Annotated in this window: 12 protein-coding genes and 4 tRNA genes; 4 read left to right on the forward strand and 12 right to left on the reverse strand. The window is 72.9% G+C overall.

All coding sequences use genetic code 11. From position 1 onward, the window contains the following. Positions 1-110 precede the first annotated feature (110 nt). The 11 genes from EDD28_RS15000 to EDD28_RS15050 all read right to left on the reverse strand — a co-directional run bounded on the left by EDD28_RS15000 (position 111) and on the right by EDD28_RS15050 (position 8723). The gene (locus EDD28_RS15000; protein WP_123740556.1) at positions 111-683 is read right to left on the reverse strand and encodes an NUDIX hydrolase; all 573 of its coding nucleotides are present in this window, start codon (positions 681-683) and stop codon (positions 111-113) included. 25 nt (positions 684-708) lie between these two features. Beyond that, positions 709-2175: a PrsW family intramembrane metalloprotease gene (locus EDD28_RS15005; protein WP_245968103.1), complete on the reverse strand. Its 1467-nt coding sequence runs from the start codon at positions 2173-2175 to the stop codon at positions 709-711. 130 nt (positions 2176-2305) lie between these two features. Continuing rightward, positions 2306-2887, reverse strand: coding sequence for a hypothetical protein (locus EDD28_RS15010; protein WP_211339241.1), 582 nt, complete (start codon positions 2885-2887; stop codon positions 2306-2308). Continuing rightward, a complete protein-coding gene (locus tag EDD28_RS15015) occupies positions 2884-4059 on the reverse strand; it encodes a glycosyltransferase family 4 protein (RefSeq protein WP_123740557.1) in 1176 nt (391 codons plus the stop codon). The genes EDD28_RS15010 and EDD28_RS15015 overlap by 4 nt, the downstream gene beginning before the upstream one ends. Next, positions 4059-5027 (reverse strand): phosphatidylinositol mannoside acyltransferase, encoded by a 969-nt coding sequence (locus tag EDD28_RS15020; RefSeq protein ID WP_123740558.1) that lies wholly within the window; start codon positions 5025-5027, stop codon positions 4059-4061. The genes EDD28_RS15015 and EDD28_RS15020 overlap by 1 nt, the downstream gene beginning before the upstream one ends. Continuing rightward, a complete protein-coding gene (gene pgsA / locus EDD28_RS15025; protein ID WP_123740559.1) occupies positions 5024-5677 on the reverse strand; it encodes a phosphatidylinositol phosphate synthase in 654 nt (217 codons plus the stop codon). Before pgsA ends, EDD28_RS15020 begins: the two co-directional genes overlap by 4 nt. A gap of 2 nt (positions 5678-5679) precedes the next feature. Then, a complete protein-coding gene (locus tag EDD28_RS15030; protein WP_123740560.1) occupies positions 5680-6306 on the reverse strand; it encodes an HIT family protein in 627 nt (208 codons plus the stop codon). Positions 6307-6309: 3 nt separating this feature from the next. Next, complete coding sequence (gene thrS, locus EDD28_RS15035; protein WP_123740561.1) at positions 6310-8343, reverse strand: threonine--tRNA ligase; 2034 nt, start codon at positions 8341-8343, stop codon at positions 6310-6312. A 114-nt stretch (positions 8344-8457) separates the two neighbouring features. After that, positions 8458-8532: transfer RNA gene (locus tag EDD28_RS15040), tRNA-Val, on the reverse strand. Between the two features lie 5 nt (positions 8533-8537). Further along, positions 8538-8608: transfer RNA gene (locus tag EDD28_RS15045), tRNA-Cys, on the reverse strand. Positions 8609-8650: 42 nt separating this feature from the next. Further along, positions 8651-8723, reverse strand: a tRNA-Gly gene (locus EDD28_RS15050). Positions 8724-9006: 283 nt separating this feature from the next. Here EDD28_RS15050 and EDD28_RS15055 point away from each other — a divergent pair. Both EDD28_RS15055 and EDD28_RS15060 read left to right on the forward strand, forming a co-directional pair. Continuing rightward, positions 9007-9078, forward strand: a tRNA-Val gene (locus tag EDD28_RS15055). A 132-nt stretch (positions 9079-9210) separates the two neighbouring features. Next, complete coding sequence (locus EDD28_RS15060) at positions 9211-10167, forward strand: hypothetical protein (protein ID WP_123740562.1); 957 nt, start codon at positions 9211-9213, stop codon at positions 10165-10167. Positions 10168-10194: 27 nt separating this feature from the next. Here EDD28_RS15060 and EDD28_RS15065 read toward each other — a convergent pair whose 3' ends face one another. Continuing rightward, entirely contained in the window at positions 10195-11259 is a 1065-nt protein-coding gene (locus EDD28_RS15065) for a LacI family DNA-binding transcriptional regulator (protein ID WP_123740563.1), read from the reverse strand. 162 nt (positions 11260-11421) lie between these two features. Here EDD28_RS15065 and EDD28_RS15070 point away from each other — a divergent pair, with 162 nt between their 5' ends. Together EDD28_RS15070 and EDD28_RS15075 are read left to right on the forward strand one after the other, a co-directional pair. Continuing rightward, positions 11422-12711 (forward strand): extracellular solute-binding protein, encoded by a 1290-nt coding sequence (locus tag EDD28_RS15070; protein WP_123740564.1) that lies wholly within the window; start codon positions 11422-11424, stop codon positions 12709-12711. Further along, positions 12708-13643, forward strand: a complete 936-nt coding sequence (locus tag EDD28_RS15075; RefSeq protein ID WP_245968104.1) for a carbohydrate ABC transporter permease — start codon at positions 12708-12710, stop codon at positions 13641-13643. The genes EDD28_RS15070 and EDD28_RS15075 overlap by 4 nt, the downstream gene beginning before the upstream one ends.

Here is a 13643-nt window from a genome sequence, read left to right on the forward strand (position 1 = left end):
GTCCCTGGTAGTGGTGAGTCCCGTCGAGGTCCGGTCGCTGGGCGGATCGAGCACCCAGGTCGCGGGACACGCCGACGGCTCGTCAATCTTACCGGTCCCGTCCACCGGGCCTATCCGACGGCGGTGCCTTCCACCTGCGTCCCGAGCTCACGGACGCTGCCGTCCCAGCCGGGACGCAGCCATGCGAGCAGCTCGACCAGCTCGACGGGGAACAGCTCGACCTCGACGGAGGCGAGGTCCTCCGGCCGCCACCACGCGACCTCGTCCATGAACGAGCGCTCGACGTCGGTCCAGCCCGTCCGGTCCAGCTCGGCGTCGCCGACGACGCGGTCGAGCCGGGCGAGGAAGAAGACCTCGTCCTGACGCACCGAGCGGGCGTAGAAGTCGAAGACGGCCCGCCGGGTGGCGACCGGACCCTGCAGGAGCTCGGGATCGATCCGCAGCCCCGTCTCCTCCGCGACCTCGCGGGCGGCGGCGGCGCGCGGCGACTCCCCCGGGTCGATGCCGCCCCCGACCGTGAACCACCAGGTGCGCTCGACCTGGTGGGCGTCGTGGCCGCGCACGAGCAGGACGCGGTCCTCGGCGTCGAGCAGCAGGACGCGCGCGGCGCGGCGGAACGGGATGCCGTCCGGTCCGAGCCGCCACTCCTCCCCCGGCAGCCAGTCCCGGGGCGCCTCGGTCATCGGGACGGCTCCGTCGGACGCAGCATCAGCCCAGCGGGCCGGCGGCGGTGAGGAAGGCCTGCCGGTCACCCCGGATCCGTCCGAGCAGCTCGGTCTCGGTCGTCGTGTGGGCGCGCAGGTCGGAGCGGCCGGTCGCGGCCCGCTGGCGCAGGTACGCGAGCGAGGTCGCGTCGCGGATGAACGACTTCATCGCGGTGCCGGCCCGCGGCCCCTTGCGCGCCGCCCACGCCCGCGCCTGGGAGCGCTGACGCAGCGACGCGATCATGGCGACCTCGTGCGGGGCGAACCAGCCGGCGGCGGCATACTCCCCGAGCCGCTGCGCGATGGCCGCCGCCTCCTGGCGCCGCAGCCAGAACGCGAGGATGACCGCCGCGGCGAACAGCGGCACCTGGACCAGGATGTAGAACGTGAAGAAGCTCGTCTCCCCGCCGAACCCGGCGAGCGTGGCGGAGGCGTTCCACAGCGCGTGCAGCAGCGCGGCCGAGAGCAGGCCGAGCGGGAACATCCACCAGGCCGCGTTCCGGTTCCGGCTGCGGCTCGCGATCCCGAGCGCGATGCCCGTGCACGCCGTGAACAGCACGTGCGCGAACGGCGAGAGCAGCCCGCGCATGACGAACGTGCTGGCGAGCGCCGACCCGGACGCGCCGAAGTAGAGGATGTTCTCGGTGAACGCGAACCCCGCCGCGACCACGGCGGCGTAGACGATGCCGTCGACCACGCCGTCGAAGTAGGAGCGGCGCATGAGGAAGATGACGAGGACACCGAGGCCCTTCGTCGTCTCCTCGACGATCGGCGCCGACACGACGGAGCTGACGACGTCGGCGACCACCGGGTCGCCGGTCAGCGCATAGGCCGTCTCGGCCACCCAGGTGTTGCCGTAGAACGAGAGGACGACGGAGACGCCGGCGCCCCACAGCAGCGCGAAGAGCAGCATGAGCTTCGGCTCGGGCTCCCAGCGGTCGAGCCACATGACCGCGGCGAGGACGACGATCAGCGGCAGGAGCGCCGCGACGAACGCGACGATGCCGTTGCCGATCCCGACGAGCGACAGGACGATCCACAGCCCCCACAGCGAGGCGAAGCCGACGAGCAGGAGGGCGATCGTCCCGCCGAGGCTCCCCCCGCCGGACGCGCTCCGCGGGTGCCACACCGACTGGACGGGCGGACCGGCGTAGGCGGGCGCGCCGTGGACCGGTCGCGCGGTCGCGGCCATGCCCGGGCGCTGCGGCGTCGGGTAGGAGGTCGGTGCCCCGTAGCCGCCGGGCGCCGGCGTTCCGTACGCACCGGCCGGCGGCGCGCCGTACGCGCCGGGCGCCGGCGTCTGGCCGCCCTGCTGGGCGCGATGGACGTCGGGATAGGGACCGCTCGGAGGAGTCGTCACGTCGAGCACCCTATCGGCGTCCGGGCCGGGACCGGCCAGCGCGACGCGGCCGGTCGCGACTCGGACCCGGCCGACCTCGACCTCGACCTCGCCGACCTCGTGCTCCGCCACCGAACGATCAGGGTCGACGTCCGTCACTCCGGATCAGTCGACGGTGCTGACGTTCGCCCGGCCCTGCGTCGACCTCGCCGACCTCGTGCTCCGCTACCGAACGGTCAGGGTCGACGTCCGTCACCGCGGGTCAGTCGACGGCGTCGTCCATCTCGAACGTCCGCGGCATCCGGGCGTGCCCGGCGAGCCGGAACAGCCGGACGCCCGGCTTGAGCCGGACGCGCCGCGTCTGCATGACGGCGTCGTTGTGGAACCGCCGGGCCAGCCCGACGCGGTGGGACGCCTGCGTCACCTCGACCACGAGCTGGTCCTCGGCGAACGACGGGTCCTCCTCGTCCTGCTCCAGGACGGCGCGCAGCACGCGCGTGAGATCGCTCTCGACGACCTCGCGCTCGGGGGTCAGCGTCGCCCGTCCGGGCTCGCGGTGCCCGCCGGCCGACGCGGCACGGTCGGCGTCGAGGTCGGCCTCCAGCGCCTCCGACAGCGCGGCGTCGGCCGCCGACGCGAGCAGGAGCGAGGACGCCGGGTCGAGCCGTCCCGACGCGGCCAGCTCGGCCGAGAGCCCGGCCCGGCGCAGGAGCTGGGCGTCCAGCGTCGCGCCCGTCCGGCTCACCTTCTGGTGCAGCAGGTCGATCCGGTTGGCGTGGGCGAGGGTGATCCACAGGAGCAGCGCGAGCACCCCCACGACGACGAGGGCGATCTCGGCGGTCACGGTGTCCTCCCCTCGCTCGTCCCGTCGGTCCTCGGCTCGGCCACGTCGTCCAGGACGGCGCGGGGGTCCTCGCCGACGGCCAGCCGGTAGACCTCGAGCACCTGCTGCGTCACGACGTCCCAGTCGTACTGCTCGCGCCACGTCGCGGCGTGGGCCCGGCGCCGGTCGGACTCCTCGCGGTCGGTCAGGGCGACGGCGACCGTCCGCGCCAGCTCCTCCGGGTCGCCGACGGGGAACGTGTACCCCGCGCGCCCCTCGTCGAGCACGCGGCGGAACGCCGGGATGTCCGACGCGACGACGACGGCGTCGGCGCCCATCGCCTCGACCAGGACGATCCCGAAGCTCTCGCCGCCCGTCTGCGGCGCCAGGTAGACGTCGGCCGAGCGCAGCAGCTCCGCCTTCTCCGCGTCGGTGATCTCGCCGAGCAGCTCGAGCGTCCCCGGGTGCCGCGCGTCGATCGCACGCGCCTCGGCGAGGTCGCCCCGCCCGGCCACCAGCACCCGCACGCCCGGCACCAGCTCGCGCAGCCGCGGCAGGGCCTCGAGCAGCACGCCGAGCCCCTTGCGCGGCTCGTCGGTCCGGCCGAGGAACACCACGGTCGGGCGCTCCGGCGTGCCCCGCCACTCCGGTCGCGGGCTCGCGGCGCGGAACTGGGCGAGCTCGACGCCGTTCGGGACGACGACGGCGTCGCCGCCGATGTGCTCGACGACGGTGCGCCGCGCCTCCTCGGATACGGCGATCCGGGCGGCGATCCGCTCGAGCGACGGCCGGAGCATCGGGTAGGCGATGTGCATCGCGCGGGACCGGTCGGTCGCGGTGTGGAACGTGCAGACGACCGCCGTCTCCGCGTTCCACAGCGCGAGCAGGCTGACGCTCGGGCTCAGCGGCTCGTGGATGTGCACGACGTCGAAGTCGCCGCGCTCGAGCCAGGCGTTGACCCGCCGCGCGGTGACCGGCCCGAACGCCAGGCGCGCGACGGAGCCGTTGTACCGGACGGCGACGCTGCGCCCGGTCCCGACGACGTAGTCCGGCAGGTCCGTGTCGTCCTCGGCCGGGGCGAGCACGCTCACCGTGTGCCCGAGGGCGATGAGCCGCGCGGCGAGGTCCTTCACGTGGATCTGGACCCCGCCGGGGGCGTCCATCGAGTACGGGCAGACGATTCCGATCCGCATCAGCTCGGCGCCCCCTCGGACGCTCGCGCGCGCTGCCGCGCGAGCCGGTCGGCGTCGAGGTCGGAGAGGAACACCTTCTGGAGCATGTGCCAGTCCTCCGGGTGCCGGGCGTAGGCGTCGAACAGGGCGGTCACCCACTCCTGCGTCACCAGGTCGAGCGGTCGCCGGCGACCGTCGGCGTCGCGGGTCGGGATCGCCGGCAGGAACTCGACGACCAGCCCCCACGGCGAGCCGGCGGCGCGGCGCCGCTCGCCGCGCAGCCGCTCGTAGTGGATCGCGACGGGCAGCAGCTCGTGCGAGCCGGTCGAGGCGAGCGCGGCCGGGCCGGCGGCGACGCGGGCTGCGTGCCCGGCGATCGTCACCTCGACGCCGTGCGCCGACAGGTCGCGGTCGGCCAGGAGCGGCACGATCCTCGGTCCGGTGCGCGCCTTGCGCACGAGCGTGCGGAACGTCCCGCCGCCCTTCTCGAACGGGACGATCTCGATCCCGAGCCCGGAGCGGAAGGCGAGGAACTCCTCGTAGAGGCCGTCCGGCAGCTTCTCCGCGACGGTGAGGACGGGCGCGATGTGCGCCCCAGCCCAGGCGCCGGCGAGGTCCCAGTTGCCGGAGTGCCCGAGGGCGAGGACGGCCGTGCCGGCGTCGTCCGTCACGCGCGTGACGCGCTCGACGCCGACGGGGCGGACGCGGGCCGCGATGCGTTCCGGCGTCCACCCGGGAAGCTGGAACGCCTCAGCGAAGTAGCGCAGGTAGGAGCGCATGCCGGCGCGGGAGCACCGGCGCAGCTCCCGCGGGTCGAGGTCGGGGCGCAGCCGGTGCAGGTTGCTCTGGAGCTGGCGGACGCCGCTGAGCCGGAGCGCCCACACGACGTCGGCCACGAGGTGCGCGCCGCCGCGGACGAGGGCGTCGGGCAGCCGGCGGACGTTGCGCCAGGCGAACGCGTAGAGGTCGGCCGTCCGCAGGCCGCTCATGCCTCGGCTCCGGCCGGCGGCGTCGCGTCACCGGCGGCGTCCGCCGCGCGGGCGCGGAGCTGGCGGCGCACGCCGAGGATGCGCTGGAACGCCGTGACGAGGGAGAGCGCGGCGAGCACCCAGAGCGTCACCTCGAGGACGACGAGCGGGAGCACGCTCATCCCGACGAACGCCGTGGCGACGAGCGTGATGACGAGCCGGTCGCTCCGCTCGGCGAGCCCGCCCGACGCCGTGCAGCCGATCGACTCGGCCTTGGCGCGGGCGTAGGGCACGATCCCGCCGAGCACGAGGCAGGCCAGCGCACCCCACACGCCCCAGGCGTGACCGTGCGCGGCGAGGTGGATCGCGAGCGCGACGAACAGCGCGCCGTCGGCGAACCGGTCCATCACGGAGTCGAGGAACGACCCCCACGCCCCGGCCGTCCCGGAGATCCTGGCCATCGTTCCGTCGAGGGAGTCGAAGAAGACGAAGAACGCGATGAGCCACGCGCCGCCGGCCAGCCGGCCCGTCGCGACGAGCCCGAGCGCGGCCGCGATGGTGCCGATCGTGCCGATGACGGTGACGGCGTCGGGGGTGAGCCCGATCCGCAGGAGCCCCTTGGCCAGCGGGGTGAACAGACGGCCGATGACGCCGCGCAGCCTGCCGAACATCGTCAGCTCTCCTTCTCGGGCGCCTGCGGCGCGTTCGCGTGGGTGTCCCAGCCGTCGTGGAGCGCGCGCCACGACTGGCCGAGCAGCTGCGGGAGCGGCTTCGTGCCGGCGACGATCGGCATGAAGTTCGCGTCCCCCTGCCACCGCGGCACGACGTGCTGGTGCAGGTGCGCGGCGATCCCGGCCCCGCCGACCGCCCCCTGGTTGACGCCGAGGTTGAACCCGGCCGGGGAGGAGACGCCCCGCAGCACCCGCATCGCCTGCTGCGTCAGCGTCGCGACCTCGACCAGCTCCGCCCGGTCCAGCTCGGGGTAGCCCGCCACGTGCCGGTACGGCACGACCATGAGGTGGCCCGGGTTGTAGGGGTAGAGGTTGAGCACCACGTAGGCGCGCTCGCCCCGGTGCACCACGAGGCCCGCCTCGTCGGTCATCGACGGGATGCGGCAGAACGGGCAGTCCCCCGCGTCCGTCGAGGCCGGCTTGTCCGCGCCATCGATGTAGACCATCCGGTGCGGCGTCCACAGTCGCTGGAACGGGTCGGGGTCCCCGGCGAGGTCCGCGGCCGACTCGACGGTCGCGTCCTCGCCGGGCGTCGTCCCGGCGGCGGTCGGCTGGTCGCTCACGCTCATCGCCTAGGCGGTGCGGTCCGCGATCGCCGTCGTGATGAGCTCGATCGCCTCGTCGACCGGCACGCCGTTGCGCTGCGTCCCGTCGCGGAACCGGAAGCTCACGGCCCCGGCGTCCGCGTCGTCTCCGCCCGCGATGAGGATGAACGGCGGCTTCTGCGTCGTCGCCGTCCGGATCTTCTTGTTGAACCGGTCGTCGGAGGCGTCCAGCTCGGCCCGGACGCCGGCCGCGCGCAGCCGGGCGACGACGTCGCCGAGGTAGTCGTTGAACGGCTCGGCGACGGGCACGGCGATGACCTGGACGGGAGCGAGCCAGGCCGGGAAGGCGCCGGCGTAGTGCTCCAGCAGGATCGCGAAGAACCGCTCGATCGAGCCGAACAGGGCGCGGTGGATCATCACCGGGCGCTGCCGCGAGCCGTCGGCCGCCTGGTAGGTCAGGTCGAACCGCTCGGGCAGGTTGAAGTCGAGCTGGATCGTCGAGAGCTGCCACGTCCGGCCGATGGCGTCGCGCGCCTGGACGGAGATCTTCGGGCCGTAGAACGCGGCGCCGCCCGGGTCGTCGACGAGGTCGAGCCCCGAGGCGGTCGCGACCTCGCGCAGGGTCTCGGTCGCCTCGTGCCACGTCGCGTCGTCGCCGACGGACTTCTCGGGGTTGCGGGTCGACAGCTCGAGGTAGAAGTCGTCGAGGCCGTAGTCCCGCAGCAGGTCGAGGACGAAGTCGAGCAGGCTCGCCAGCTCCTCGCGCATCTGCTCGCGCGTGGTGTAGATGTGCGCGTCGTCCTGGGTGAACCCGCGCGCCCGGGTGAGCCCGTGCACGACGCCCGACTTCTCGTACCGGTAGACGGTGCCGAACTCGAACAGCCGCAGCGGCAGCTCGCGGTAGGACCGGCCGCGGGAGTCGAAGATCAGGTTGTGCATCGGGCAGTTCATGGGCTTGAGGTAGTAGTCCTGGCCCTCGCGCTTGACGGTGCCGTCCGCGTGGTGCTCGGTGTCGAGGTGCATCGGCGGGTACATGCCGTCGGCGTACCAGTCGAGGTGTCCGGAGACCTCGAAGAGCTTGCCCTTGGTGGCGTGCGGCGAGTACACGAACTCGTAGCCGGCCTCGACGTGCCGACGGCGGCTGTACTCCTCCATCGCCATCCGCACGACGCCACCGCGGGGGTGGAACACGGGCAGCCCGGAGCCGATCTCCTCCGGGAAGGAGAACAGGTCCAGCTCGGTCCCGAGGCGGCGGTGGTCCCGGCGCTCCGCCTCGGCGAGCCGGTCGGTGTAGGCCTTGAGCTCGTCCTTGGACGGCCACGCCGTCCCGTAGACGCGCTGGAGCTGCGGGTTCTTCTCGCTGCCGCGCCAGTAGGCCGCGGCCGAGCGCATGAGCTGGAACCCGTTGCCGATGAGCCGGGTGCTCGGCAGGTGCGGTCCGCGGCACAGGTCCTTCCAGACCACCGTCTCGGACTCGCGGCCGGCGCCGCGCACGTTGTCGTAGATCGTCAGCTCGCCGCCGCCGACCTCGACGGACGCGCCCTCGGCCGCCGCGGCGGTCTCGGTGTCGGAGCCGCCCTTGAGGCCGATCAGCTCGAGCTTGTACGGCTCGGTCGCGAGCTCGGCCCGCGCCTCGTCGTCGGACACGACGCGCCGACGGAACGTCTGTCCCTCCTTGACGATCCGCCCCATCACCTTCTCCAGCTCGCGGAGCTGGTCGGGGGTGAACGGGGTCTCGACGTCGAAGTCGTAGTAGAAGCCGTCCGTGATGGGCGGGCCGATGCCCAGCCTCGCGTCGGGGTTCACCTGCTGGACCGCCTGCGCGAGGACGTGCGCCGTCGAGTGCCGCAGGATCGCGAGCCCGTCGGGCGAGTCGATCGTGACGCGCTCGACGACGGCGTCCGCCGGCAGCTCACGGTCCAGGTCGCGCAGCTCGCCGTCGACGCGAACCGCCACGACGGCCCCGGGTCCCTTGGCCTCCGCGCCCACCAGCGTCGTCGCCGTCGTGCCCGCCTCGATCTCGGTGGGAACGCCGTCGAGGGTGATGCTCACGCTGGGCACGTCAGGACTCCTGGTGGTGCGGGGAGATGGGTCGGGGTGGACCGGCCGGCCCACCCCGCGAGCCTACTGCGGGAAAGACGAAAGCCCGGAACCGTCTCCGGTTCCGGGCTTTGCTGGTGGGCGATACTGGGATCGAACCAGTGACCTCTTCCGTGTCAGGGAAGCGCGCTACCGCTGCGCCAATCGCCCGTGCGAGGTGGGTACGGGATTCGAACCCGTGTATACGGCTTTGCAGGCCGCTGCCTCGCCTCTCGGCCAACCCACCGAGCTGGGATCCAGCTGGATGACCCAAGTGTGGGTGCTTCCGAGCGGATGACGGGACTCGAACCCGCGACCCTCACCTTGGCAAGGTGATGCTCTACCAACTGAGCCACATCCGCGTTGCGCTGCTCGCCTCGGCTCTCGCTTCGGCCTTGCGGCGCGGATAAGACTCTAACCCAGGATCGGCGAGAGTGCCAAACCGGCGGAATGTCGCGGCTCGTCGGGGGTGATCGGCCGGTGATCGGCCGGTCGGACGACGACCAGGCGACGCCGACGTCCTCCCGACGTTCCATCGGCGGACGCGGCCTGGGCACGGGCGACCACCGCTCCCGAGCCGATTGGTCACGCGCCGACGTCCTCGGCTACACTCAACGGGCCGCAGGGATCACCCCGACGGCACGCGGGCGATTGGCTCAGTGGTAGAGCGCCTCGTTCACACCGAGGAGGTCACTGGTTCGAACCCAGTATCGCCCACCGCATCACCGCACGTCAGAGCCCCTCGCCCGAGGGGCTCTGGTCGTTTTCCGACCCGTTCGGCGCCGTCCCGGCCCGTCCCGCGTCGCCCCTGCTCCCCCGCGCGGACCCCGTGTGGTTGGATCGCCGACCATGAGCCGGTTCACTCCCCACCGCCGGATCGCGGCCGCCACCGCGCTGCTCGCGGGCGCGGCCCTGGTCCTGACGGCGTGCTCGGACGGCGGCGAGACGCTGGCCGTCGGCGACACGGCCCTCTCCTCCGGCGCGGAGTCGCTCGACGAGCGCGTCCTGGTCCCGATGCCCGACGGCTTCTACGCGGTCGACGCGCTGGGCGTGCGCGACGAGGCGTTCTCCGACGGCGAGACGGTCCGCGCCCCGCGCGACGCAACCCTCGTCGTCGTCGCGGTCTCCGGGACGCTGTACGGCGGCGAGCAGGCCGGCGGCGGCGTCCGCGCGGCGGTGCGGGCGGGCGACGTCGAGGTGCCCGTCGAGCTCGACGCGCGCACCCACGTCGTCGCCGTGCCGGGCGACGGCACCGACGCCGAGCTCGTCCTCACGTACGAGGGCCGCTCGGCCGTGCTCGGCGCGGCGGGTGCCGACCTGCTGGCGGCGCCGTTCGTGGAGACCGCCCCGTGGTCCGCAGCCGTCGACGCCCCGGCCGAGGCCCCGCTCGGCTGGCGCTCGCTCCCCCAGGCGGCGTTCTACGTCGATCTGCGGACCGTCAGCCACCTGCCCGACCGGGGCTGGGCCGCGGAGGGCGAGACCTGGGTCGAGGTCCGGGTCGTGCCGCGGCCGGGCGCGCTGCTGCCGGTGGACGACGACGCCCACGACGGCGTCCCCGTCGTCGGCGAGATCACCGCGGCCGCGGTCGAGGTCGACGGGGTGGAGCTGCCGCTGGAGGCCGAGACGCTCACCGGCGGCGGGGTCGACGGGGGCGACGCGGTCCTGCTGATCGGCTCGGCTCCCCTGGACGCCGCATCCCTTCGGCTGCGGCTCGACTACTCGCTCGCCGCGGACGGGCAGGTGCGGCTGGCGCAGGACGGGACCTACCTCGGCCCGGACGTCGAGCTGGCGCCGTCGACGTCCTGACCCCCGGGACGCCCTGACCCCCGGTGCTCAGCCGCAGCCGCAGCTCTCCCGCGCGAGGAGACGCGTCGGCAGGACGCTGAACTCCGGCTCGCCGCGCGGGTTCGCCACGCGCGCCGCCAGCAGCCGCGCCGCGAGCCGGCCCATCTGCTCGAACGGCTGCCGCACGGTCGTCAGGGTCGGGCGGGACAGCCGGCCCGCGAGGATCCCGTCGAAGCCGGTCACCCGCACGCGGCCGGGCACGTCGACGCCGCTCTCCGCCAGCAGGTCGAGGACGACGAGGGCCACCTGGTCACTCTGGCAGACGAGCGCCGCCGGCAGCCGGTCGGACGCCACGAGGTCGGCGAGCGACGCCGCCCAGTCCGCCGTCGTCAGGCCCTCGCGCCCGGCGGGCTCGACGGCGCCGGCGGCACGGAACGCCATCGCCTCGCGGAACCCCTCGAGCCGCTCCCGGAAGTCGTAGAGCGCCCCGTCGCCGACGAACGCGATGTCCCGCACGCCGTGCGCGGTCCACAGGTGCTCGACCACCCGGACCATCCCGGCCCGGTTGTCGACGGAGACGTGGCTGACCGACGTGTCCATCGGGGGCGTGCTGAACGCGACGAGCGGGATCGACCGCGCGATGCTGCGCACGGCGTCGAGGCTGTGCGTTCCGGGGAAGATCGCGAGGCCGTCGACGCGGCCGGCGATGTCGTAGACGGCCGAGCCGTTGGGCGCACCGGAGGCGAGCAGGAGCGTGCGGCCGCCCTCGTGGCACTCCAGCGCGAATCCCCGCTCGACCTCGTCGACGTAGAGCGGGAACGTCCGCGGGTCGAGGTCGGCCACGTCCTCCTCCCCCGGCACGTCGGCCGGGGCCCCCGCGTCGGCGTCCGAGATCATGAGGTCGAACGCGTACAGCCCGAGCGCGCCGGTCCTGCCTCGGGCCAGGCCACGGGCGTTGCCCGAGGGGACGTAGCCGAGCTCGCGGGCCGCGTCGATGACCGTCTGCCTCGTCTGCGCCCGGACGCGTTCGGGCTGGTGGAAGGCGAACGACACCGTGGTGATCGAGACTCCGGCCCGCTCCGCAACGTCGTAGACGGTCGGTCGGCGAGCCACGCCAGTCTCCTCGAGATCGATTCGGCGCCGAGGGTGAGCACACCGTTGGCCGGTTGACAGCGCAAGTCTCGCATACCTACAGTCGCCCCGATGTAATGCGCTTTACTTACGTCTCCGAACGGCTTGTCCGTGAGGCGTTGCCCATCGTTCAAGGAGGAACACATGAGTGGTACCACCGCTCGACGCGCCGCCATCGCGGCCAGCGTCGCAGCCGTCGCGCTGACGTCCATCGCCGCCTGCGGACGCTCCGACGCAGGTGAGAGCCCGGGCGGCGACGCCACGGGCACGGTCGCGGACACGGCGACCGGCGAGATCGAGATCTGGGCTGCGGCCGGCAACGGGGACGCGCTGCGGACGCTCGGCGAGGAGTTCGCCGCCGAGAACCCGGACGTCTCGATCACCGTGACCGAGATCCCCTGGGGCGAGATCATCACGATGAACCAGACGGCCGTCGCCTCGGGCACCGGCCCCGACATCGTGATGACGGGCGCCGACCAGACCGCGTCGGTCATCGCCATGGGCGGCCTCGCCCCCGTCCCCGACGGCGTCATGGACGTCGACGCCCTCTACCCGGCCGCCATCGCGTCGGTGACCGGCGAGACGGGCCTGTACTCGGTGCCGTGGTACGTCGAGACCCGGTTCCTGTTCTACCGGGCCGACATCGCGGCCGAGCTCGGGCTAGACGCGCCCACCACCTGGGCGGAGCTGGAGGAGCTGAGCACCGCGTACGCGACCCGCCCCGGCGGCGAGTTCGGGTTCGGCCTCCCCCGCCCGATCGAGAACCCCGCGCAGGTCATCGTCCCGTTCACGTCGCAGGCCGGCGGCGCGGTGGCGGACGAGGACGGCTGGACGTTCGACACCCCCGAGTTCGTCGAGGCGCTCGAGTTCTACCAGGGCTTCTTCGAGCGCGGCGAGTCCCCCCTCTCGGAGACCGAGGCCACGTTCGAGAACGGCGGCAGCCCGATGTTCATCTCCGGTCCCTGGATGGTCGGGATCTACGAGGAGATGATCGCGAGCGGCGCGGCTCCCGAGGGCTTCACGCAGGAGTCGGTCGGGTTCGTCCCGATGCCAGCCGGCTCCGCGAACAACAACTCCTACATCGGCGGCGGGAACCTCGGCGTCTTCGCCTCGTCGGACAACCAGGAGTCCTCGTGGCTGTTCCTGTCCTGGCTCCAGGAGGACGCCCAGCAGAAGAGGCTGTTCGACCTCACCGGCTCGTTCCCGGCCCGGCAGGAGTCGGCCGACTACCAGCCGATCCTCGACAGCCCCGTCATGACGGTGCTCAAGGAGCAGATGCCCGACACCGTCGAGACGCCGAGCTACCCGTCCTGGTCGCAGATCGCCGAGCAGATCGGCATCTACGCCGAGCGGGTCGCCCACGGCGAGCTGTCGTCGCAGGACGCCGCGAAGGCCATCCAGGCCGAGGCGGACAGCGTCGGCTTCGGCTGGTGACGACCACGCAGATGCGGACGACGCCGCCGCGGTCGGGAAGGCTCGTCAGCCTGACCGCCCGGCGGCGCCGGACCGCGGCCGTCGCGTGGCTGTTCGCCGCGCCGTTCGTCGTCTCGTTCGGGGTGTTCGGCGTCGTGCCGCTCGTGTCGTCGCTCGGCATGGCGTTCACCGACCTGCGGGTCACCGACATCCGCAACCCCTTCAACGTCGACTTCGTCGGGTTCGAGAACTTCGTCACGGTCCTCGGCGACTCGACGTTCCAGCGGGCCCTGCGCAACACGCTCGGGTTCGTCGTCTTCGGCGTCCCCCTGTCGCTCTTCTCGGCGCTCGTCCTCGCCGTCATGCTGAACGCGCTCGGCCGCCGGCTCGCGACCGTGTTCCGGGTCGGGTACTACACCCCGGTCGTGACGACGATCGTCGCCGTCGCCGTCGTGTGGCGGATCATGTACCAGCCGAACGGCCTCATCAACTCGCTCCTGGCCACGGTCGGGATCGACGGCCCCAACTGGCTCGGCAACCCGCTCACGGCCCTGCCCGCGCTGACGCTCATGGCCGTGTGGCGCAGCATCGGCTCGAGCATGGTGATCTTCCTCGCGGGGCTGCAGGCGATCCCGACGGAGGTGAAGGAGGCGGCCGCCGTCGACGGCGCGACGACCCTCCAGAGCTTCTTCCGCATCACCATCCCGATGATGACGCCGACCATCCTGCTCAACGCCATCCTCACGACGACCGGCTTCATGCAGTTCTTCGACGAGCCGTTCGTCATGACCAACGGCGGTCCGCTGCAGTCGACGACGTCCATCGCCCTGTACGTGTTCAACCAGTTCCAGTGGGGCAACTACTCGGTCGGCGCGGCGGGGGCCTACGTCCTGTTCGCCATCATCAGCATCTTCGCCATCGTCCAGTTCCGGTTCCTGCGGCAGAGGACTTGA

Origin of the sequence: Salana multivorans, from assembly GCF_003751805.1 — a bacterium.
Taxonomy (GTDB): Bacteria; Actinomycetota; Actinomycetes; order Actinomycetales; family Beutenbergiaceae; genus Salana; species Salana multivorans.

Bases quoted from the DNA above. Each gene is read 5' to 3' on its own strand.
- EDD28_RS15000 (WP_123740556.1), bottom strand. From the start codon at position 683: ATGACCGAGGCGCCCCGGGACTGGCTGCCGGGGGAGGAGTGGCGGCTC.
- EDD28_RS15015 (WP_123740557.1), bottom strand. From the start codon at position 4,059: ATGCGGATCGGAATCGTCTGCCCGTACTCGATGGACGCCCCCGGCGGG.
- EDD28_RS15020 (WP_123740558.1), bottom strand. From the start codon at position 5,027: ATGAGCGGCCTGCGGACGGCCGACCTCTACGCGTTCGCCTGGCGCAAC.
- pgsA (WP_123740559.1), bottom strand. From the start codon at position 5,677: ATGTTCGGCAGGCTGCGCGGCGTCATCGGCCGTCTGTTCACCCCGCTG.
- EDD28_RS15030 (WP_123740560.1), bottom strand. From the start codon at position 6,306: ATGAGCGTGAGCGACCAGCCGACCGCCGCCGGGACGACGCCCGGCGAG.
- EDD28_RS15060 (WP_123740562.1), top strand. From the start codon at position 9,211: ATGAGCCGGTTCACTCCCCACCGCCGGATCGCGGCCGCCACCGCGCTG.
- EDD28_RS15070 (WP_123740564.1), top strand. From the start codon at position 11,422: ATGAGTGGTACCACCGCTCGACGCGCCGCCATCGCGGCCAGCGTCGCA.